General features: G+C 64.1%; 18 protein-coding genes. 15 read left to right on the top strand and 3 right to left on the bottom strand.

Going from position 1 to position 20,751, the window contains the following annotated elements; translation table 11 throughout:
- Nucleotides 1-9: 9 nt before the first annotated feature.
- From PanNE5_RS15810 to PanNE5_RS15830, 5 genes are all read left to right on the top strand, one after another.
- The gene (locus PanNE5_RS15810; RefSeq protein WP_017233424.1) at nucleotides 10-924 is read left to right on the top strand and encodes a branched-chain amino acid ABC transporter permease; all 915 of its coding nucleotides are present in this window, start codon (nucleotides 10-12) and stop codon (nucleotides 922-924) included.
- A 55-nt stretch (nucleotides 925-979) separates the two neighbouring features.
- The gene (locus tag PanNE5_RS15815; protein WP_017233425.1) at nucleotides 980-2,056 is read left to right on the top strand and encodes a branched-chain amino acid ABC transporter permease; all 1,077 of its coding nucleotides are present in this window, start codon (nucleotides 980-982) and stop codon (nucleotides 2,054-2,056) included.
- Nucleotides 2,057-2,171: 115 nt separating this feature from the next.
- The gene (locus PanNE5_RS15820) at nucleotides 2,172-3,464 is read left to right on the top strand and encodes an ABC transporter substrate-binding protein (protein WP_051060141.1); all 1,293 of its coding nucleotides are present in this window, start codon (nucleotides 2,172-2,174) and stop codon (nucleotides 3,462-3,464) included.
- 80 nt (nucleotides 3,465-3,544) lie between these two features.
- Nucleotides 3,545-4,357: an ABC transporter ATP-binding protein gene (locus tag PanNE5_RS15825; RefSeq protein WP_017233427.1), complete on the top strand. Its 813-nt coding sequence runs from the start codon at nucleotides 3,545-3,547 to the stop codon at nucleotides 4,355-4,357.
- Nucleotides 4,358-4,431: 74 nt separating this feature from the next.
- Nucleotides 4,432-5,670, top strand: a complete 1,239-nt coding sequence (locus tag PanNE5_RS15830; protein WP_017233428.1) for a phenylacetate--CoA ligase family protein — start codon at nucleotides 4,432-4,434, stop codon at nucleotides 5,668-5,670.
- 65 nt (nucleotides 5,671-5,735) lie between these two features.
- On the opposite strand, the gene PanNE5_RS15835 is transcribed toward PanNE5_RS15830, so the two are convergent.
- The 3 genes from PanNE5_RS15835 to PanNE5_RS15845 form a co-directional block, all read right to left on the bottom strand.
- Nucleotides 5,736-7,052: an MFS transporter gene (locus tag PanNE5_RS15835; RefSeq protein ID WP_261938346.1), complete on the bottom strand. Its 1,317-nt coding sequence runs from the start codon at nucleotides 7,050-7,052 to the stop codon at nucleotides 5,736-5,738.
- Between the two features lie 80 nt (nucleotides 7,053-7,132).
- Nucleotides 7,133-8,323, bottom strand: coding sequence for a CaiB/BaiF CoA transferase family protein (locus tag PanNE5_RS15840; protein ID WP_261938347.1), 1,191 nt, complete (start codon nucleotides 8,321-8,323; stop codon nucleotides 7,133-7,135).
- A complete protein-coding gene (locus PanNE5_RS15845) occupies nucleotides 8,320-10,074 on the bottom strand; it encodes an acyl-CoA dehydrogenase family protein (RefSeq protein WP_261938348.1) in 1,755 nt (584 codons plus the stop codon). Before PanNE5_RS15845 ends, PanNE5_RS15840 begins: the two co-directional genes overlap by 4 nt.
- A 142-nt stretch (nucleotides 10,075-10,216) precedes the next feature.
- Here PanNE5_RS15845 and PanNE5_RS15850 point away from each other — a divergent pair, with 142 nt between their 5' ends.
- From PanNE5_RS15850 to PanNE5_RS15895, 10 genes are all read left to right on the top strand, one after another.
- Complete coding sequence (locus tag PanNE5_RS15850; RefSeq protein ID WP_261938349.1) at nucleotides 10,217-11,110, top strand: LysR family transcriptional regulator; 894 nt, start codon at nucleotides 10,217-10,219, stop codon at nucleotides 11,108-11,110.
- Nucleotides 11,111-11,296: 186 nt separating this feature from the next.
- Nucleotides 11,297-11,806: a MaoC family dehydratase gene (locus tag PanNE5_RS15855; protein ID WP_150564050.1), complete on the top strand. Its 510-nt coding sequence runs from the start codon at nucleotides 11,297-11,299 to the stop codon at nucleotides 11,804-11,806.
- A gap of 112 nt (nucleotides 11,807-11,918) precedes the next feature.
- Nucleotides 11,919-12,242 (top strand): hypothetical protein, encoded by a 324-nt coding sequence (locus PanNE5_RS15860; RefSeq protein WP_017233434.1) that lies wholly within the window; start codon nucleotides 11,919-11,921, stop codon nucleotides 12,240-12,242.
- A complete protein-coding gene (locus PanNE5_RS15865; RefSeq protein ID WP_261938350.1) occupies nucleotides 12,223-13,734 on the top strand; it encodes an amidase in 1,512 nt (503 codons plus the stop codon). Before PanNE5_RS15860 ends, PanNE5_RS15865 begins: the two co-directional genes overlap by 20 nt.
- 105 nt (nucleotides 13,735-13,839) lie before the next feature.
- Nucleotides 13,840-15,237: an MFS transporter gene (locus PanNE5_RS15870; RefSeq protein ID WP_017233436.1), complete on the top strand. Its 1,398-nt coding sequence runs from the start codon at nucleotides 13,840-13,842 to the stop codon at nucleotides 15,235-15,237.
- Nucleotides 15,238-15,273: 36 nt separating this feature from the next.
- Entirely contained in the window at nucleotides 15,274-16,707 is a 1,434-nt protein-coding gene (locus PanNE5_RS15875; RefSeq protein ID WP_261938351.1) for an MmgE/PrpD family protein, read from the top strand.
- Between the two features lie 29 nt (nucleotides 16,708-16,736).
- A complete protein-coding gene (locus PanNE5_RS15880) occupies nucleotides 16,737-17,909 on the top strand; it encodes an acyl-CoA dehydrogenase family protein (RefSeq protein ID WP_261938352.1) in 1,173 nt (390 codons plus the stop codon).
- Nucleotides 17,906-19,096: a CaiB/BaiF CoA transferase family protein gene (locus PanNE5_RS15885; protein WP_150610394.1), complete on the top strand. Its 1,191-nt coding sequence runs from the start codon at nucleotides 17,906-17,908 to the stop codon at nucleotides 19,094-19,096. Before PanNE5_RS15880 ends, PanNE5_RS15885 begins: the two co-directional genes overlap by 4 nt.
- A 36-nt stretch (nucleotides 19,097-19,132) precedes the next feature.
- Nucleotides 19,133-19,882: a GntR family transcriptional regulator gene (locus PanNE5_RS15890; RefSeq protein WP_261938353.1), complete on the top strand. Its 750-nt coding sequence runs from the start codon at nucleotides 19,133-19,135 to the stop codon at nucleotides 19,880-19,882.
- 46 nt (nucleotides 19,883-19,928) lie between these two features.
- Nucleotides 19,929-20,738 (top strand): HpcH/HpaI aldolase/citrate lyase family protein, encoded by an 810-nt coding sequence (locus PanNE5_RS15895; protein WP_261938354.1) that lies wholly within the window; start codon nucleotides 19,929-19,931, stop codon nucleotides 20,736-20,738.
- The last annotated feature ends 13 nt before the right edge of the window (nucleotides 20,739-20,751 follow it).

A 20,751-nucleotide genomic window follows, 5' to 3' on the forward strand; every position in this document is an offset into this window, starting at 1 on the left:
GAGACATCGATGCAGTTCTTTATGGAAATCCTGATCGGCGGGCTGCTCTCCGGGGTGATGTATTCCCTCGTCGCGCTCGGCTTCGTGCTGATCTTCAAGGCATCTGGCGTGTTCAACTTTGCCCAGGGCGCGATGGTGTATTTTGCGGCGCTGTCGGTGGTCGGACTGATGGAGCACGGCTTGCCGCTGTGGCTGGCCGCGATTGGCGCATTCGGCGTCATGGTGTTGATGAGCCTGGCGACGGAGCGCTTCGTGCTGCGAAAGCTGGTGAACCAGTCGCCTATCACGTTGTTCATGGCGACGATCGGGCTGTCGTTCTTCCTCGAAGGCCTCGCGCCTTTGTTGTGGGGCAATGAGGTGCGCCCGCTGTCGCTGGGCATCGTCGACGAGCCCATCGCATCGATCCTGGACTCGACGGGCGTGCTCGTGAGCCGCTTCGATCTGGCCGCGGCCGGCATTGCCGCCGTGCTGGTGGCGTTGCTGGCGTTGTTCTTCAAGGCCACGCGCATCGGCCGCGCGCTTCGTGCCGTGGCCGACGATCACCAGGCGGCGCTCTCGCTGGGTATTCCATTGCAACGCATCTGGGTCGTGGTGTGGAGCGTCTCCGGGTTCGTTGCGCTCGTTGCCGGCATGCTCTGGGGATCGCGCAACGGCGTGCAGTTCGCGCTGACGATGACCGCGCTCAAGGCGCTGCCGGTGCTGATCCTGGGTGGCTTCACGTCGATTCCGGGGGCGATTGTCGGGGGATTGATCATCGGCGCGGCGGAAAAGCTCGCGGAGATCTACGTGCCGCAACTGCTGGAAAGTCAGTTCAGTGGGAATTTCGGGGGCATCGAGGGCTGGTTCCCTTATGTCTTTGCGCTGCTGTTCCTGCTGGTTCGCCCGGAAGGACTGTTTGGCGAGCGGCATATCGATCGGGTCTGAGCCGACGGCTGTCAACTCCAAACGAACGTACAAGCATTTACCGCAGAGGCCATCCATGTTCTATCGCGAAGCCGGGCAGTTCAAGACCTCTTACGAAGCCGATAGCCAGATCTTTCCGATCCGCCAGGATCGGTTCGCCGTCTGCGCTTTGCTTGCCGTCGCGTTCGGCGTGCTGCCGTGGGTCGCCTCCGAATACTGGCTTACGGCGATTTTCGTGCCGTTTCTCGTGTTCTCGCTCGCGGCGTTGGGCCTCAACATCCTGACAGGCTATGCGGGGCAGTTGTCTCTGGGAACGGCGGCGTTCATGGCGGTGGGCGCCTACGCGTCGTACAACTTCCAGTTGCGCATCGAGGGCATGCCTATTCTTGCTTCGTTCACGCTGGGTGGCGTTTGCGCCGCAATTGTGGGCGTGGCGTTCGGCTTGCCATCGCTTCGCATCAAGGGCTTCTACCTGGCGGTCGCCACGCTGGCGGCCCAGTTCTTTGTGCTCTGGGTGCTGACGAAATTTCCATGGCTCTCGAACCACAGTTCGTCCGGGGTGATCACCGCGCAGAAGATCTCGATGCTCGGCGTCGACGTTGACACGCCGGTACGCAAATACCTGTTCGTGCTCGGCGTCGTCACGGTGATGGCGCTCGTGGCGAAGAACCTGGTGCGATCGCACATCGGTCGCGCGTGGATGGCGGTACGCGACATGGACGTCGCTGCCGAGGTGATCGGTATTCCGCTGATGCGCGTCAAATTGCTTGCCTTCGCGGTCAGCTCCTTCTATTGCGGTGTGGCTGGCGCGCTGTATGCCTACTGTTACCTCGGTTCCGTCGAGCCGGACGGCTTCTCACTGGATCTGTCCTTTCGCATCCTGTTCATGATCATTATCGGCGGCGTTGGCAGCGTTCTGGGGAGCTTTCTGGGCGCTGCATTCATCCTGCTGTTGCCGATTCTGCTCGATAGCGCGTTGCCAGCGATGGCCACGCTTATGCACTTGCCGTTCACGAATGCGACCGTTTCGCACATTCAGTTGATGGTGTTTGGCGGGCTCATCATCTTCTTCCTGATTGTCGAGCCGCATGGGCTGGCGCGGCTTTGGCAAATTGCCAAGGAGAAGTTGCGCATCTGGCCCTTCCCGCATTGAGGTTGGACACGGTGGCGCACGGTGCGTCGTGCGGTACCGCAGCAGCGTTTGCCATGAAAAAAACCACAGACGGAGACACAGCATGAACACGAAACAATTGACGGCATCGTTAGGCATGGCGCTCGTGCTTGGCATGGGGGGCGCCGGCGCGTCGTTTGCGCAGTCGAACGATCAGTTCATCGCACTTGCCGACTACCGGGTCGGCCCGTATGGGGCGAACGGTCAGTCCTTCTATGGCGGCTTTATCGACTATCTGCAATACGTGAATCTCAAGCATGGCGGTGTCAACGGCGTGAAGTTGACATGGGAGGAGTGCGAGACCGAGTACAACAACGCCAAGGGCGTGGAGTGCTACGAGCGTCTCAAGGGAAAGAACCCGGTCACCAAGGGCACGGCGTACCACGTGATGGCGACGGGCATTTCGTACGCGCTGATCGACAAGACGGCGACGGACAAGGTGCCGCTCGTGATGATGGGCTACGGCCGTACCGATGCGGTGGATGGCTCGGTATTCCCGTGGGCGTTCCCGCTGGTCACGACGTACCAGATGCAAGCGTCGGCCATTATCAAGTTCCTGGCCGACAAGAACCATGGCTCGCTGAACGGGAAGAAGATCGTCTACCTGTATCACGACTCGGCGTATGGCAAGGAGCCGATTGTCGCCTTGCAGGCCGAATCGAAGATCCACAAGTTCAACCTGATCGAGATTCCGGTGGCGCATCCGGGGAACGAGCAGGGCGCGCAATGGTTGCGAATTCGTCAGGAAAACCCCGACTACGTCGTGTTCTGGGGCTGGGGCGTGATGAACCAGACCGCACTCAAGGCAGCGCAAAAGGTCGGTTATCCGCGCGACAGGATCGTCGGTAGCTGGTGGGCCGGCTCCGAGGAAGACACGATTCCGGCGGGCCCGGCGGCCAAGGGGTACATGAGCGCGACCTGGAACGTGGCGGGCAAGCAGGTGCCGCTGATCGCCGACATCGAGAAGGTGGTCTATGGCGCAGGCAAGGGCAATCTGCAAGATTCGTCGAAGGTTGGCTCCGTGCTCTACAACCGCGGCGTGTCTGCGGCGGTCGCTACGGTCGAGGCGCTCAATACCGCTCAGAATAAGTTCGGCAAGGGCCGGGTCATGACGCCGGAGCAGGTGCGTTGGGCGCTCGAGAATCTGAATATCGACGCGGCCCGCCTGAAGACCCTGGGCGCCACGGGGCTGCTGCCCGACATCAAGACGAGCTGTGAGGACCACGAGGGCTCAGGCAAGGTGCGCATCCAGCAATGGGATGGGGCCAAGTGGGTGATGGTATCCGACTGGATCGAGGGCAATCGGCGTCTGATTCACCCGTTGTTCGAAGCGTCGGCCAAGCAGTATGCGAAAGAGAAGGGAATGACACCCGCCTGCTACAAGATGTGATCGACGCCGTCGTCCGCACGGCGAAGCGCAGTGCGGACGACGGTCGACGACCTACCGTCGCATCGATCCTGGAGTCATGCATGGAAGCGAGTTTGAGCGTCAACAATATCGAAGTCATCTACGACCACGTCATTCTCGTGCTCAAGGGCGTGTCGCTGACGGTGCCCGAGGGCAAGATCGTTGCATTGCTCGGGGCCAATGGGGCTGGCAAGAGTACGACGCTCAAGGCGATTTCGAATCTGCTGCAGGCCGAGCGCGGCGAAGTGACGAAAGGCACGATCGACTATCGCGGCGAGCGCGTCGAGAAGCTTACGCCGAACGGCCTCGTCACACGGGGCGTGATCCAGGTAATGGAGGGACGTCATTGCTTCGCGCACCTGACCATTGAAGAAAACCTGCTGACGGGCGGCTATGTGCGTCACGCGTCGCGTAGCGCACAACAACATGCGCTGGAGCGCATCTACGCCTATTTCCCGCGCTTGAAGACGCGACGCAAATCACAGGCGGGCTACACCTCGGGGGGCGAACAGCAAATGTGCGCGATCGGGCGCGCGATGATGGCGCAGCCGTCGATGGTGCTGCTCGATGAGCCGTCGATGGGGCTTGCACCGCAGGTCGTCGAAGAGATCTTTGCGATCGTGCGTGATTTGAATCAGCGCGAGAACGTCAGTTTTCTGCTGGCAGAGCAGAACACGATGGTGGCGCTGCGCTATGCGGACTACGGTTACATCCTTGAGAACGGGCGTGTGGTGATGGACGGCGACGCGGCATCGCTGCGCGATAACGAGGACGTCAAGGAGTTCTATCTTGGCATCGCCAAGGACGGGGACAACAGTGCGGGGAGCTTCCGCAACGTCAAGAGTTATCGACGACGCAAGCGCTGGATTGCGTGAGCGCTTGAGCGCTCGCGCTTGCCCGTGTGGACGATTGTGCACCGATCGTTAATCCTCAACGTATTTCCGTCACTATGAACGATTACTTCGACAAACTGGAAACCCGTGCGCCGGAGGTTCGCGAAAAGGCGCTGTTGGCGGCGTTGCCGACGCAGGTCGGACACGCTCAGGCGCACGCGGCGTATTTTGCACAAGCGCTCGGGGCGGTGGACGCGCGAGAGATCGGTTCGCGCCATGCACTGGCGGGTCTGCCGGTGACGCGCAAGTCCGACCTGACGGCGTTCCAGGTGCGTCATCCGCCGCTGGGGGGCTTGAATGCCACGCCTGTCGGCGCCCTGGCGCACGTCTATCAATCGCCCGGGCCGATCTATGAGCCGGACGGGCGCGGCAGCGACTGGTGGCGGTTTGCGCGCGCGATGTTTGCGGCGGGACTGCGCGCCGGTGATCTGGTCTACAACACCTACTCGTATCACTTCACGCCGGCCGGGATGATGATCGAGACCGGCGCGGCGCGGTTGGGCTGCTGCGTATTTCCTGCGGGCGTCGGGCAGACCGAATTGCAGCTCGAGGCGATTCGTCATTTGCGACCGGTCGCCTATGCAGGCACGCCGTCATTCCTGAAGATCCTGATGGAGAAGAGCGAATCGGTCGGTGCGGATGTCGGCAGTATTCGACGCGCTACGGTGTCCGGCGAGGCGCTGCCGCCTTCGTTGCGTGAGTGGTTCCGTGCGCGTGGCGTGACGGCGCGGCAGTCGTATGGCACGGCGGATTTAGGATTGATTGCGTTCGAGAGCGACGCGCAGGCGGGGTTGATCGTTGACGAAAGCGTGCTCGTCGAGTTGGTGGAGCCAGGGGGCACGAAGCCGGTGCCCGAGGGCGAAATTGGCGAAGTGGTTGTCACGAATTTCAATCCGGACTATCCGCTGATTCGGTTTGCGACGGGGGATTTGTCTGCCGTGGAGGCGGGGATCAGCCCTTGCGGGCGCACCAATATGCGGCTCAAGGGCTGGCTCGGACGCGCCGACCAGACGGTGAAGGTGCGCGGCATGTTCGTTCATCCCGGGCAGATTGGCGAAATTGCCAAGCGCTATCCAGAGTTGGTGCGCCTGAGGCTAAGGGTGGAGGGGCGTGTCGGAGAGGATCGGATGCGCCTGATTTGCGAGACGAACACTGCGCCGCCGGAAGGCTTGGCTGCACGGGTGCAGCAAACGTTGCGCGACGTGACGCGACTGCGCGGGGACGTCGATTTCGTCACCGCCGGAACACTGCCGGTGGATGGGACGTGGGTCGAGGATGCGAGAGCTTACGACTGAGTGTCGTGTCGCGGCAACGCCGATCGTCACACCGACCGACGTTGCCGCCCGAAGCTGCCGAGGGCTTATTCGGGCACCGCCACCGACGCCGGTGCGCGATAGACGGACTTCTTCCATTGCAGCCCGATGAGGCAAACCAGCGACACGGCGGCAAGGGCGCTATAGAACAGAGCCAGCGGCCACCACTGCCCCGGCCACGCGTGGGCCAGCACGGTGCCGATCAATGGCGTCAGACCGCCGGCGATCGCCGCGCAGCACTGGTACGACAGTGAAATCGCGGAGTAGCGATAGCGTACGTCAAACGCATCGGTCATGAGCCCAGCCATCACGGCATACGAACCCGACATGCACACCACCGCAATCCCGATGCCGATGACGATGGCCACAGGCCGACCCGTCGACACCAGGGCGAACATGGGATATGGCGACAGCATCGCGAGCCCGGCGGCCCACGCAAGAAACTTGACCGGCCCGACGCGCTGCGCGATCCACCCGGAAAAGAGCTGGTTGAAGAAGTGAACGAACGCCACCACGAACAGGCAGTCCAGGATCATCTCGCGACTCAAGCCAAGCGTCTGGGTGGTGAAGCTGAGCATGAATGTGTTGAGGAACCATGCGCCGGCCACGCCGATCACGTTCGCGCCCAGGCACAGCAGGACGGTGCCCCATGCATTGCGCAGCACGTCGACGATGGGAAGGCGCGCAGGCTTCTCCCGTTCGATGGCTGCCGTGAACTCCGGGGATTCCGATACGCTCGCGCGGATGAATACGCCAATGACGAGCAGTACCGCGCTGGCCAGGAAGGGCAGGCGCCAGCCCCAGCCCATCAGCGTTTCGCGCGGAAGATGTCCCACTGTCTTGAAAGCGAGCAGCGCGAGAATCAATCCGGCGGGGCTGCCGAGCTGAGCGAATGACGCAAGGAAGGTGCGCTTGCGTTGCGGCGCATGCTCGCCCGCCATCAGCACCGCGCCGCCCCATTCGCCGCCGATCGCAATGCCCTGGGCGATGCGCAGCACGACGAGGAGCGTGGGCGCCAGTACCCCGGCGCTCGCATAAGTCGGCAGGAAACCGATGCCGACCGTGCCGATCCCCATGATCGCCAGCGTGGCGACCAAGGCTTTCTTTCGGCCGATCCGGTCGCCGATGTGGCCAAAGATCAAGCCCCCGAACGGACGCGCGAAGAACCCGACTGCAAACGTGCCGAACGATGCCAGCGTGGCGTAGAACGGATCGCCTTGCGGGAAAAAAAGCTTGTTGAAAATGAGCGCCGACGCCATCGCATAGATATAGAAGTCATACCATTCGATGGTGGTGCCGACGAAAGCGGCGAAGGCGGCACGGCCCGGCTGACGCGCCGGGCTGCCCTGAGCGTGGTTCTGCATGAAATGTCTCCAGGTAAGGATGGCCGGTCTCGATCGCCGGCTTGTTTCGAATGCTTGTTTCTGAGGGGGCGGGAGCGCGTTCAGCCTTTGAGCACCCCGGCGTCGAACAACCGCTGCTGCGTTGTTGCGTCGACACCGAGCGCGTCAAGCACGGCGCGGGTATCGCCGCCGAGGGTGGGCGGGGGCGTGCGATACGTCGCTGGCGTTCGCGAGAGCTTGATCGGGGTGCCGGTGCCGCGGTACGCGCCGATTTCGACGATCAGTTGGCGGTGGCGCGTATGCGGGTGCCGGGCGACGGCATCGACGGTTTGCACCGGCCCGCACGGCACGCCGCCACGAATCAGCTCGGCCGCGAGCGGCTCGCATGCATGGGCTTGCAGAAGCGTTTCCAGGATTTCCTTGAGCTCGCGGCGATGTTCGCAACGACTGCGGTTATCCACGAAACGCGCGTCTTCGGCGAGTTCCGGCGCGTTCAGATGCGACACCAGCTTCGCGAATTGTCGGTCGTTGCCGACAGCGAGAAAGATGGGCTCGGTCGCGGTTCGGTAGCTGTCGTACGGCGTGATGTTCGGATGCGCATTGCCGCTGCGTTGCGGCGTGCGGCCGTTGCCGAAGTAGTTGGGCAAGTGCGGATGCAGCAACGAGACGGCACAGTCGTACAGCGCGATATCGAGCGACTGACCCCGACCGCTCTTTTCGCGTTCCGCGAGCGCCAGCAGAATGCCCGACAGCGCATTGAGCCCGGTGACCATGTCCACCACCGGAAGACCGACGCGCAGCGCGGGTCCTTCACTTTCGCCATTCACGCTCATCAGTCCCGTCATCGCCTGAATGGCGGCATCGTAGCCGGGCAGGCCGCCGAGGGTGCCGTCCGGCCCGAAGCCCGAGATCGCGCAGTGAATCAAGCGCGGATAGCGCTCGGAGAGCCTGGCGTATTCCATCCCCCAACGCTCGAGCGTGCCGGGTTTGAAGTTCTCCACGAGCACGTCGGCGCCGTCGAGTAGTTGCCACAGCACTTCGCGACCTTCCTCGCGCGACAGGTCGACGCAAATCCCTTGTTTGTTCCGGTTGACGCCCACGAAATACGAGGCCGTCTCGCCAACGAAGGGAGGGCCCCAGCCGCGCGTTTCGTCGCCGCCCGGGGGTTCGAGCTTGATCACTTGGGCGCCGTGGTCAGCGAGCGCCTGCGTGCAGTACGGGCCGCCCAGCACCCGGCTCAGGTCGATGACGCGAAGTCCCTGAAGGGCGCCGGTCACACGAGCGGCGCTCATCGCGCACCGCCTTCCTGCGTGGGCATGAGCGACATCGCGGCGTCGAGGGAGACAGGCGTCTCATCGACCAACCGACGAAGCAACGGCGCATCGTCACGGACATCCTTCGGCGCGAGCGGGTCGCGCGGCAGCAACTTGTGTTCGACGATGAGGTGGGCAAGGGCAAGCCGGCGAAAGTCGGGGGCGAGGCGCGCCGCTTCCGTCGCCATGAACACTGCCGTTGTCGCGTTGTACACGGCGCTTGCCGCCTCGCGCACGTTCTCGTCGCGGCCGCACTCCGCCACGCTGTCGAGCGCGGCGCTGGCGCGCTCGAATACGTTGCGCAGCAAGGCGACGGTGGCCGGCGGCAATGCCGTATCGTCGAGCAGCGTATGAACATATTGGCCGAGCGATGCCAGCGCGCCTTCACGTCGCGTGGCCCGTGCCACGTCCAGCGCCACGATGTTGCTCGTGCCCTCCCAGATGGAGCCCAGATGCGCGTCGCGCACGAGTCGCGGGTCGGCCCACTCCTCGATATAGCCCACGCCGCCGCGCACTTCCATCGCGTCGCCGGTGGCCTGGCGAGCGTCTCGGCATGCGCGCAGCTTCACGAGCGGGGTGAGGATGCGCACGCATTTGGCCGCCAGCGCATCGCCGCGGTCGGCGCGGGGAAGGAGCGTCGCGATTTGCATGAACATCGATCGTGCCTGTTCCGCCGGCAACATGATCTTCAGCAACTGGCGCTGCATCAGCGGCATCTCGATGAGCTTGCGACCGAAGGCCGAACGATGTCTCGCCACATGAAGCGCTTCGGTGAGGGCGCGGCGCATCAGGCCGGCCGCACGTACGCCGTTGGACAGCCGCGACATGTTGATCATGTCCGCCATCTGCTGGAAGCCGCGGCCCACTTCGCCGATGAGGTAGGCCTCGGCGCCGTCGAGCACGATTTCGCCGCTTGCCATCGAGCGGCTGCCGAGTTTGTCTTTCAGCCGAACGATCTGATAGCGGTTGCGCGTGCCGTCTTCAAGCACCTTCGGGAGCAGGAACAGCGCCAGTCCCTTCATGCCTTCGGGCGCGCCGTCCGGACGGGCGAGGACCATGGCCAAATCGGCATCGGCGTTCGAGCAGAACCACTTGTCGCCGGTCAGCTTCCAGACCTCGTTGCCGTCGGCATCGACGCCGCGGGTCGCGCGCGTCACGGTGCGTCCGGTATCGGAGCCTGCCGCCTGCTCCGTCATGAACATCGCGCCCTGGAAGAGCGTGTCGAAGTCCTGCGACACGAGCCTCGGCAGATAGCGGTCCACGAGCGCCTTCGACCCGAACTTGCGCAGCGTGCGCGTGAGCGAATCGGTCATGCTGACCGGGCAGCAGAGGCCGAATTCGGCCTGGACGAACAGGAACGTGAGCGCGTACTTGACGAGCGGCGGCGGTGCGTCGCTGCGATGACTCATCGAGGCGAGGCCGAGTTCGCTGTACGCCACGCGTTCGAGCGCGACGTAATCGGGGTGTTTCTCGATGTGCTGGATCGCCTCGCCGCGGCGCGTGCGCGGGCGAAGCGCGGGCGGATGGTGGTCGGCGGTCGTCGCCCATGCGTCGAGTTCGTCGGACGCGCGTTGTCCCAGTGCGACGAGTCTGTCCTGGACCCCATGGAACACCGTCTCGCCCAGGTAGCTCTTGAGCAGCGCGCCGAACGATGGGTCGCTAAGGAAGAAATTGATGCCGCGGCTATCGGGGATGTTGGACGTCTCGGGCGTTTGCCGAAGTTCGAGCATTCACTGTCTCCTGGATTATCGTGCGGTGCCTCGGCACCGTACCTTCTTGGAGACCAGCGTACGTTTCAGTCTGATAATCGTCCAATACAATTAATGGCACGTACGATAAGATCTATTTATCGTTATCCGGGGGGGCGCTTTCATGGAACTGAGGCAACTCAGATACTTCGTCGCAGTCGCGGAGGAATTGCATTTCGGCCGGGCGTCGCGTCGGCTCTTCATCTCGCAACCCGCCTTGAGTTTCGACATTCGCCGTTTCGAAGAACAACTCGGCGTGAAGCTGCTCGAGCGCAGCAACAAGTCGGTGGCGCTGACCAATGCGGGGCAAGTGCTCTTGGGCGAAGCCCGGCGGCTGTTGGAGCAGGCGGAGGACGTGGCCAAGGTCACGCTGCAGTCCGCGCACGGGCTGGCGGGACGCCTGCGCATTGGGTTCGTCAATTCGATGCTCTACCGGGGGCTACCCGAAGCCGTGCAACAGTTCGAATCGGCGCATTCGTCGGTGGAGATCGTGCTCAAGGAGATGAACACGGCGGAGCAGGTGCGAGCGTTGCAGCAGTTGCAGATCGACCTGGGCTTTGCCCACTGGGGGCACTTTCCGGCCGAAGTCGAGACGCAGGTGTGGATGTCGGAGGCGCTGCTTTGTTGCCTGCCCGTCGATCACAAGCTGGCGAAGCGGCGGCGCATCGACTTGCGTCAACTCTCGGACGAGCCGTTCATCCTGTTCCCGCGCACGGTGTCTCCGCATTACCACGACCAGATCATTGCCACCTGTGTCGAGGCGGGGTTCAGTCCCCAGATCCGACATGAAGCAAGGCTGTGGCAAACGGTCGTGACAATGGTTGAATTTCAGATGGGGGTCGCCCTGGTGCCGGAAGCCTTGGCGCGCACCCGGTCTCAGCGGGCCGTCTTCATTCCGCTCGCGCGAAACACGTTCTCCTCGCAGATTCTGCGGTTGACGCGCGCCGGCAGCCAACTGGATCTGACCGAACGCTTTCTCGCCGCGCTCACGACGGACGATCGATCAAGGGCGCGCTGAATCCGCACCCCCACCGGATAGGCGACGGCCAACCCGCTGGATCGGCTGTACTCCCCCCACCTCTAAGGGTTTCCCATCATCTTGACTTCGGCTTTTCTTTCGCCAATACTTTGTCCGTACAAAGTAATAAACACCGAACAAAGTCGGTGAACCCAACCAAGCGATCGAATTCAGGAGGAGGGAGACATGGACGCACTGCAACCCCAGGCGGAGACTACGCGCCGCATTCGTGCGAGCTACGGGCGCTATCTCGAGGAGTTCGAGGTTGGCGATATCTATGAGCACCGCCCCGGGCGCACCATCACCGAGGCCGACAATATTCACTTCTCGCTGCTGACGATGAACTTCCATCCGATGCATTGCGATGCCGCCCACGCGGCCAAGAGCGAATTCGGCCAACTGCTCGTCAATAGCGGACTGACGGTCGCCATCGTCCTCGGCATGACCGTCAACGACGTGAGCGGCAAGGCCATCGCCAACCTCGGTTGGAAAGAGATCAAGCTCACCGCCCCGGTGTTCTGCAACGACACGCTCTACGCCGAATCGCAGGTACTGGAAAAGCGCGAATCGCGCTCGCGTCCCACGCAAGGTATCGTCACCGTGCACACCCGCGCGTTTAACCAGAACGGCGTGCAGGTCATGGAATTCGTACGCAGCGCACTGATTCCGAAACGCGGCCACGGCGTCGGCGACTGAGCCGGGCAGCGCGGCTCACACGGTACGTTCCAATCGACATCACGCGGGCTGCGCCGAGACGCTCGGCACCCGCGGCACGGCTCGCCGTGATGGCACGGCGATGGAGGCAAGGATGCAAGGCAACATCCGGCAAGGCGATGCAATGCCGATACCCGACGCCCTCGGTCAACCCCGAGACGTCGGCCCGACCGCAAGCCATTCCACACCCCCTACCGACGGATCCGGGCGGGTCGACGCGACCAGCGCCGCGCGCTGGGTCGATCAGTTCGGCTCGGCGCCGCTGAGCCCAGTGCATGCGGTCGCACTCGCCAACGCCGCACATGGCATCACCGACGCCGTCGCCCGCGCAGCTCGTGCGCTCGACTGGCTGACGCCCGACGCCTTCGACGCCACGCTGCGCCAGCAGGAGACATGCGATGCGCACGCTGCATGTTGATGCACCGGTCTCTGCAACGGCCTCAGCGCCGGGCCGCGAGATGTCCGACGCCACTTGCGTTGAACGAACCGCCCTGGCGCTCGACGCTGCGGGTGTCGCCGGTCTGACGGGCGGCTTCGTGCGCCTGCGTGGCGATGCAGCGCTCGACCAGGCGCGCACCGTCGACAACGCGGTCCGTGACGACGTCGCGCTGCCCAACAGCCGCGTGCTGGGGGCGACCCTCGCGCACAAGGACATGTTCTTCCGCGCCGGCGAGCTGACCGAGTGCGGTAGCCGCATCCTCGCTGGTAATCGACCATTGCATACGGCTACCGTGCTCGCGCGCCTCGATGCAGCAGGCGCGGTCGATCTCGGTGCCCTGCACATGGCGGAGTTCGCCATGAGCCCGACAGGCTTCAACGCGCACCTCGGGCATGGCCGCAACGCCTGGTCGCCGGAGCACGTCAGTGGCGGGTCGTCCAGCGGCAGCGGCGTGGCCGTCGCACGCGGTCTGGCGTTCGCCGCGCTCGGCTCCGATACCGGCGGCTCCGTCCGGATCCCAGCCGCCGTCAATGGCGTCACCGGCATCAAGCCGACCCAGCACGCGGTCTCGACCTACGGCGTGATGCCGCTGTCGCCAAGCCTCGATTGTGTCGGCGTGCTGGCGCGTACCGCGGCCGATGCGGCGGCGGTGCTCGAAACCGTCTGGGGGCCGGACGCCAACGATCCCCATTGCCTCGTCAGCCAAGCGCGTGATTTCACGACCGCGTTGGCGCAGCCCTTGAGCGAGCGCGACGTCGTCGCGGTGCCCGAGTTCGACACCACGGCACCGATCTCCGACGAAATCCGTGCTGCCGTTGCACGGGTGACGCAAGCGCTCGAAGCCTGCGGCGCGACCATTCGCAAAGTCGCGCTGCCCGATCTGCGCGAAGCCGGTGCGCTTGCCACGTTGGTGTTGGGCGCCGAAGCCGCCTCGATCCACGGTCAATGGCTGCGCGAGCGGCGTGACGAGTATGGCGAGCAGGTCTTGCGCCGGCTGGAGCGTGGCCTCCTGTATCCGGCCACTCGTTACTTCGACGCGCTGCGCCTGCGAGCCGGCTACACGCAGTCGTTTGTCGAGCGCTATCTGACAGGCGCACAAGCCCTGCTGCTGCCGACGTTGCCGTACGCGGTGCCGACCATTGCCGAGACGCTCGACGGCGATGCGGACGAGATCGAACGGCGCTTCGGCGACTTCTCCTACTGGACACGTGGCATCAACTACCTGGGGCTGCCGGCGGTTGCCGTACCGGCAGGGCGCACGCAGAACGGATTGCCGACCGGGGTTCAGTTGATCGGTCGCGCGTGGCACGAGGACACCCTGCTGCGTCTCGCGCATCAGTTGCAACAACATACAGACTGGCACCTGCCGTCAGTGGACCGTCTCGGGCCGCTCGATCACGCAGCGATGCCGGCGGGTCTTGATACGGCGCGATCGTCAGTGTCACAGTTAGCCATGGACAGGAAGAAGTAACGCAAGCCCAGAACGATGACGCCATCGTTCGCCGCAAGTCAATTTTTGCTCGCATCACGTTCGCTTCAGACGAACGGATGCCGCCAACGTTCAGGAGACAACCGTATGAACGCAACCTCCGTCAACGCTGGGGCCCGGCTCGACCGGCTTCCCCTGGCGAGGTTTCACTGGAAGATTCTCGGACTCATCAGTGGTGGCGCGCTACTCGACGCCTTCGATGTCTACCTCGCCGCCGGCGTGCTCGCGGCGCTGGTCAAGAGCGGCTTCTCGACGCTGCAGCTCAACGCGGCCTTCATCTCGGCCACCTTCTTCGGCATGCTGATCGGCTCTGCGCTGGCCGGCTACGTCGGCGATCGCTTCGGTCGACGCTATTCCTACCAGATCAACCTCGCCGTATTCGGCATCGCGTCGCTGTTCGCGTGCTTCGCGCCGAACATGGCCACGCTGATCGTGCTGCGTTTCATCATGGGCCTGGGCCTCGGTGCGGAGCTTGTCGTGGCCGCCGGCACGCTGTGCGAGTTCGTGCCGCCAGCCTACCGAGGACGCTGGATCTCATTGATGGGGCTCATCATCAACTCGGGTCTGCTGATCGCCACGAGTGTCGGGTACATCGTGATCCCGAACCTCGGCTGGCGCTGGATGTTTGCCATCGCAGGCGCGGGGGCGCTCGCCATCTGGATCATGCGCAAGCGCATGCCGGAATCGCCGCGCTGGCTCGAATCGGTGGGTCGCACCCAGGAAGCGGAAGCCACGCTGGCCGAGATCGAGGGCCAGGTGAAGCGTCAGTTCGGCGCGCTGCCGCCGGTGCCGCCCGCGCAGCCGGTGATGGCGCGCAACGTGCCCCTGTCGGTGCTGTTCACGAAGCCCGTGATCGGCCGCACGCTCACCGCTGCGCTCACCTGTGTCGCGATCAATGTGGCCGTGTATGGCTTCGTGGCCTGGCTGCCGACCTTCTTCGTGAAGCAGGGACTGACGGTGGTGCAATCGCTCGGATTCACCACGCTGATGGCCTTTGGCGCCCCGGGCGGTGCGTTGGTCGGTTACCTGCTGGGCGATCGCCTTGGACGTCAGCGCGGCCTCGTGCTGTTCTCGGCGGCCACGATCGTGCTCGGCTTCCTGTATCCGCAAATGCGTGATGCGGTGTCGATCTCGGTGGTCGGTTTCTGCCTGGTCACGTCGATCTATACAGTCGTCACGCTCGGTCTGTATGGCTATATCCCCGAGTTGTTCCCGACGGCGTTCCGTTTGCGTGGCACGGGCTTTGCCGGCGTGTGTGGCCGTGCGGCGTCGATGAGCACGCCGTATCTGGCTGTCGCCCTGTTCCAGCACTTCGGCATCTCCGGTGTACTGGCGATGGTGAGCGGCGTGCTGGGCCTGCTGATCGTCGCGCTGCTGGTGCTGCGCGTGGAAACCAATCAACAGTCGCTCGAAGATATCAGCGTGCCCAACGACGTCGGTCTCGGTGGCACCGCGACAACCCGCGCCATGCGTGTAGAGCACTAGCCCCAACACCTTGCATCCGTTCAGAAAGGAGACAGCATGACTTCAGAAGTGAACCACACGCCCCAGGGGATCTCGGCGACGCTGGCCTCGTTCGCTCTGGGCCTTTCGCTCGACGCCGTGCCCACGGTTGTGCGCGAACGCGCCAAGCACTTGCTGCTCGACGCGATCGGCCTGGCCTATGCGTCACAGCCGGCCGACTTCACCCGGGTCGCGCTCGAAGGTCTCACGGCCCTGAGCGCCGGAGACAAAGCGGGCGCGACGGTGATCGGCCGTGGCCAACGCCTCAACACACGCGACGCAATGGTCATGAACGGCGTGCTCGTGCATGGCCTCGACTTCGACGACACGCATTCGCGCGGCGTGATCCATGCCACCGCGAGCGTGTTGCCGTGCGTGTTCGGCGTGTCGGAGCTGCGCGGTGTCGATGGCGCCCAGACGCTGGCGGCTTACATCGCCGGCATGGAAGCGGCCACGCGCATCGGCTCGGTGGCGAAGGGGGGATTCCATCAGGTGGGATTCCATCCGACCGGTGTCGTGGGGATCTTCGGCTGCACGCTGGCGGCCTCACGCCTGTTGGGCCTGACCGCACAGCAGACTGCAATGGCGCAGGGCATTGCGCTGTCGATGGCCAGCGGCAGCCTCGAATTCCTGCAAGACGGCGCCTGGACCAAACGCTTGCATCCGGGCTGGGCAGCACAGTCGGCGTTCACCGCGGCGACCATGGCCGCGCACGGCTACATCGGCGCATCCGCACCGTATGAAGGGCGTTTCGGCCTGTTTTCGAGCTACCTCGGCGAACAGCGCGGCAATGCCGATCTGGCGCTCGCGACTGAAGGCCTGGGCGAGCAATGGCAGATCGAAGAAGTCGCGATCAAGCCGGTGCCAGCCTGCCATTTCACGCATGCGTTCGCCGACGCCGGCACGGCGTTGCACAAGGTCTGGCAGCAACGGGGCGCGAGGATCAGCGAACTGGGCGATCAGGTCGAGCGCATTCGCGTGAAGGTGCCCGAGGCGGTCGTCAAAACAGTGTGCGAGCCGGTGGCCAACAAGCGCCGTCCGGCCAACAGCTACGACGCGCAGTTCAGCGTACCTTATGTGGTATCGAGTGCTTTGATCAAGGGCCGCTTCACGCTCGACGAACTCGAACCGGCGGCGCTGCGCAATGACGCGGTACTCGCGCTGGCCGCGAAGGTCGAGTACGAGATCGACCCGGCCAGCACTTTCCCGCGCCACTATACGGGGGAAGTCGTGTTGGAACTGCGCGACGGCAGCACGCTCGCGCACCGCGAGGCGATCAATCGCGGCAGCGCGGATCGTCCGCTCAGCAATGCGGAAATCGTGGAGAAGTATGTCGCCAATGCCGCGCGTGTACTACCGCAGGCACGCGTTGACAGGGTGCGCGAGACCGTGCTCGCTCTCGACCGCCTGCCGGCGGGCGCCCTGCAAGCCGTGCTCGGCGAGGCGGTCTAGGCCGTGAGTGAATGTCTGGAGATAGTGAGATGACGCAAGTGGAAAACAACACCGCAGGGCAAGGCGAGGACGATACCCTGATCCTCGACATGCTCGACCGCTTCCTCAAGGTGGAGGTCAAGCCCTACGTGCATGCCCTGGAGAAAGCCGACGAGTATCCCGCCGAGATCGTCGAGCAGATGAAGGAGATGGGGCTGTTCGGTTGCCTGATCGCGCCCGAGTATGGCGGATTGGGGCTCTCGACCCGCACCTATGCGCGCATGATCGAGCGCATGTCGGCGGTGTGGATGTCGCTCAGCGGCATCGTCAATTCGCATCTGATCATGGCGATGACGGTGCAGCGCAACGGCACACCGGACCAGAAGGCCGCGTTCCTGCCGCGCTTCGCGACCGGCGAGTTGCGCGGCGGTATCGGCCTGACCGAGCCGGATTGTGGCACCGATCTGCAGGCGATCCGCACGACCGCCACGCGCGACGGCGATCATTACTTGGTCAATGGCGCGAAGACCTGGATTACCAACAGTTTGTACGGCAATTGCCTGGTGCTGCTGGTCAAGACCGATACGACGGCACAGCCGCGACATCGCGGCATGAGCCTGCTCATAGCGGAGAAGGGACCCGGCTTCGAAGTGAGCCGCAAGCTGGAAAAGCTCGGTTACAAGGGCATCGATACTTGCGAGCTCAATTTCGACAACTACCGCGTGCCGGTCGATCGCCTGATCGGCGGCGAGGAAGGGCGTGGCCTGAAGCAGATCCTGAGCGGGCTGGAACTGGGTCGCATCAACGTCGCGGCGCGCGGTCTCGGCATCGCGGTGGCGGCACTCGACGCCTCGGTCGCGTACAGTCAGCAACGCAAGACCTTCGGCAAGCCGATCTGCGAGCATCAGGCGATTCAGCTCAAGCTCGGCGAGATGGCGACACGCGTGCATGCCTCGCGGTTGCTCGTCGATGCGGCGGCGCAGGCGTATGACCGCGGCGAACGGTGCGACATGGAAGCGGGCATGGCGAAGTACTTCGCCACGGAGGCCGGCGTCGAGAACAGCACCGAGGCGATGCGCATCCATGGCGCCTATGGCTATTCGAAGGAATTCGACATCGAGCGTCTGTATCGCGATGCGCCGCTGCTCGTGATCGGCGAGGGGACCAACGAGCTGCAACGCATCATCATCGCGAAGCAACTGATCGAGAGGAATCCGGTATGAGCCTGCCACTGTCCGGACTGCGGGTGATCGCAGTCGAGCAATACGGTGCCGGTCCGTTCGCCACGCAGCATCTGGCCGATCTCGGCGCCGACATCATCAAGATCGAGAACGCGAAGGACGGCGGCGACGTCGGCCGCGCGGTCGGCCCGCACTTCTTCGGCGAGGGCGACAGCCACTTCTACGAAGCGTTCAATCGCAACAAGCGCAGCATGGCGCTCGACCTCAAGAGCGCGGAAGGCCGGGAGATCCTGCTCAAGCTGGTCGAGTCCGCGGACGCCGTGTTCGACAATCTGCGCGGCGACCTCCCCGTCAAGCTCGGCCTCGACTATGCGTCGCTGGCGCGCGCGAACCCCGCGCTGGTATGCGTGCACTTGTCGGCCTACGGCCGCACCGGTTCGCGCAAGGCGTGGCCCGGCTACGACTACCTGATGCAGGCCGAGGCCGGCTATCTGTCGCTCACCGGCGAGCCGGACGGTCCGCCCGCGCGCTTCGGCCTGTCGATCATCGACTTGATGACCGGCACGACCGCCTCGATGGCGTTGCTCGCCGGGGTGCTCGAAGCACGCAAGACGGGCACGGGGCGCGACCTCGATGTCAGTCTGTTCGACGTGGCGCTGCATAACCTGGCCTATGTGGCGACGTGGTACCTGAACGGCGGACACATGACGCGGCGCGAACCGCGTTCGAGCCATCCGTCGCTCACGCCCAGCGAGTTGTACCGTACGCGCGACGGTTGGATTTTCCTGATGTGCAACAAGGAGAAGTTCTGGGGCGTGCTGGCGCAGGAGATCGGCAAGCCAGAATGGATCACCGACCCCGAGCTTTGCAACTATGCGGCGCGGCTGAAGCATCGCAATCGCGTGCGCCGCGAACTCGACGACGTGTTGATGACCGAGGACACGGCGACGTGGATGCAGCGCTTCGCGGGCAAGGTGCCGGCGGCGCCGGTGCACGATGTTGCGCAGGCCCTCGACAATCCGTTCGTAGCCGAGCAGGCGCGCGTGATGGACTTCGAGCACCCGGAACATGGCCCGATCAAGGGCGTGGCGTCGCCGGTGCGCATCGACACGCCGCTGCCGGCACGCGCGGCGCCGCGAATGGGCGAGCATACGGACGAGGTACTGCGCGAAGCCGGGTTCGGCGACGACGCGATTGCTTGGCTGCGCGAACAAGCTGTGGTGCAATGACACCATTACTCCTCACCGGCAACGCCGATCACGCGCATGACCCCATTGCTTAACCAGCAGCCACGCTATCTTCAGCTCGCGCAGACGCTGATCCACGAGATCCGCAATGGTCGATACGCGGTCGGTGACTTCCTGCCGACCGAATTCGATCTGTGTGAGCAGTTCGGTGCCAGCCGCTTCACGGTGCGCGAGGCGGTCAAGCGTCTGGTGCAGATGGGGCTGGTGGATCGCCAGCCCGGTGTCGGCACGCGCGTGTTGGCGCGCGAGGCGGTCAGCGGCTACCAGCAGGTGATGCGCCAACTGGGCGACTTGCAGCAATACACGGCCGACACCGAGCTGGAGATCCTCGCGCGCGATCTGGTCGAAGTCGACGAGACACTGGCGCCGGTGCTGCGCGCCGGTAATGGTGAATCGTGGCTGCATCTATCGGCGCTGCGGCGCAGTGGCGGCGAGCCGGACCCCATTTGTGTCAGCGACATCTATATCCATCCGGCGTTTCGTGCGCTGGAGGGGATCGCGGACAGTTCGCACGTGCCGATCTACACGCTGATCGAAGAACAGTTCGGTGAGAAGATCGCGGCGGTGCAGCAGGAGATTCGCGCCACGCTTATCACGCCGGCGCAGGCGCGCTGGCTCAACGTGAAGCCGAAGTCGGCGGCCTTGTGGATTTGCCGGCGGTATCTGAACCGCCGCGAGGAAATCGTCGAGGCGGCGATCAGCATTCACCCGGCCGACCGCTTCAGTTATTCGGAAACATTTCAACGCGACTGGCGCGCCGCCTCCTGACACCCCGTCAATGCGTCGGGAAGGGCGCCCGCGCAAAGGGGCACCCATGAACGCTGTATCCACGTATCTGTTCGTTCCCGGCGACCGTCCGGATCGCTTCGACAAGGCGCTCGCCACCGACGCGGCACGCGTGATCCTCGATCTCGAGGACGCCGTTTCTCCCGACAACAAACAAGCGGCGCGCGACGCGCTGTTTCAATGGCTGGCGCAACACGGTGAAGACGCGCGCGTATTGGTGCGCATCAATGGCGTGCATACGCCCTGGCACGCCGACGATCTGCGATTGGCCGAGATGCCGGGCGTCGCGGGGATCATGTTGCCAAAGACGGAGCGGGCCGACGAGATGCAGTCGTTGCGCGCCCGCTTGCGCGAGACGCAGACGCTTTACGCGCTGATCGAGACGGTCGACGCGGTGGTACGTTTGCGCGAACTTGCAGGGGCGCCGGGGGTGACGCGCCTGGCGTTCGGTACGGTTGACTTCTGCGCGGACGCCGGCATCGGCGACGACGGTGCCGCGCTCGATGCGATTCGAACGCAGTTCGTGATCGAGTCACGCTATGCGCGGTTGCCGGCGCCCATCGATGGGGTGACGGTCGCCATCGGCGACGACGACGCGTTGCGTGCCGATGTGCGTCATTCACGCGCGTTTGGTTTCGGGGCAAAGCTTTGTATTCACCCGAGGCAAGTCGGGATCGTGCGCGACGGTTTCTTGCCGACGCAACAGGAAGCCGAGTGGGCGACGCGGGTGCTCGATGCGGTCGCCGCAGGAGGCGCAGGCGCGATCGCCGTGGACGGCAAGCTCGTTGACCGGCCGGTTGTGGAACGTGCCAAGGCGATCGTGGCGCAACTGGTTTAGGGGCTGCGCCAAA

It is taken from the genome of Pandoraea sp. NE5, from assembly GCF_024363545.1.
Taxonomy (GTDB): domain Bacteria; phylum Pseudomonadota; class Gammaproteobacteria; order Burkholderiales; family Burkholderiaceae; genus Pandoraea; species Pandoraea cepalis.

Excerpts from the sequence above, each read along its gene's own strand:
- PanNE5_RS15810 (WP_017233424.1), top strand. The coding sequence starts at position 10 with ATGCAGTTCTTTATGGAAATCCTGATCGGCGGGCTGCTCTCCGGGGTG.
- PanNE5_RS15815 (WP_017233425.1), top strand. The coding sequence starts at position 980 with ATGTTCTATCGCGAAGCCGGGCAGTTCAAGACCTCTTACGAAGCCGAT.
- PanNE5_RS15820 (WP_051060141.1), top strand. The coding sequence starts at position 2,172 with ATGGCGCTCGTGCTTGGCATGGGGGGCGCCGGCGCGTCGTTTGCGCAG.
- PanNE5_RS15825 (WP_017233427.1), top strand. The coding sequence starts at position 3,545 with ATGGAAGCGAGTTTGAGCGTCAACAATATCGAAGTCATCTACGACCAC.
- PanNE5_RS15830 (WP_017233428.1), top strand. The coding sequence starts at position 4,432 with ATGAACGATTACTTCGACAAACTGGAAACCCGTGCGCCGGAGGTTCGC.
- PanNE5_RS15835 (WP_261938346.1), bottom strand. The coding sequence starts at position 7,052 with ATGCAGAACCACGCTCAGGGCAGCCCGGCGCGTCAGCCGGGCCGTGCC.
- PanNE5_RS15840 (WP_261938347.1), bottom strand. The coding sequence starts at position 8,323 with ATGAGCGCCGCTCGTGTGACCGGCGCCCTTCAGGGACTTCGCGTCATC.
- PanNE5_RS15845 (WP_261938348.1), bottom strand. The coding sequence starts at position 10,074 with ATGCTCGAACTTCGGCAAACGCCCGAGACGTCCAACATCCCCGATAGC.
- PanNE5_RS15850 (WP_261938349.1), top strand. The coding sequence starts at position 10,217 with ATGGAACTGAGGCAACTCAGATACTTCGTCGCAGTCGCGGAGGAATTG.
- PanNE5_RS15855 (WP_150564050.1), top strand. The coding sequence starts at position 11,297 with ATGGACGCACTGCAACCCCAGGCGGAGACTACGCGCCGCATTCGTGCG.
- PanNE5_RS15860 (WP_017233434.1), top strand. The coding sequence starts at position 11,919 with ATGCAAGGCAACATCCGGCAAGGCGATGCAATGCCGATACCCGACGCC.
- PanNE5_RS15865 (WP_261938350.1), top strand. The coding sequence starts at position 12,223 with ATGCGCACGCTGCATGTTGATGCACCGGTCTCTGCAACGGCCTCAGCG.
- PanNE5_RS15870 (WP_017233436.1), top strand. The coding sequence starts at position 13,840 with ATGAACGCAACCTCCGTCAACGCTGGGGCCCGGCTCGACCGGCTTCCC.
- PanNE5_RS15875 (WP_261938351.1), top strand. The coding sequence starts at position 15,274 with ATGACTTCAGAAGTGAACCACACGCCCCAGGGGATCTCGGCGACGCTG.
- PanNE5_RS15880 (WP_261938352.1), top strand. The coding sequence starts at position 16,737 with ATGACGCAAGTGGAAAACAACACCGCAGGGCAAGGCGAGGACGATACC.
- PanNE5_RS15885 (WP_150610394.1), top strand. The coding sequence starts at position 17,906 with ATGAGCCTGCCACTGTCCGGACTGCGGGTGATCGCAGTCGAGCAATAC.
- PanNE5_RS15890 (WP_261938353.1), top strand. The coding sequence starts at position 19,133 with ATGACCCCATTGCTTAACCAGCAGCCACGCTATCTTCAGCTCGCGCAG.
- PanNE5_RS15895 (WP_261938354.1), top strand. The coding sequence starts at position 19,929 with ATGAACGCTGTATCCACGTATCTGTTCGTTCCCGGCGACCGTCCGGAT.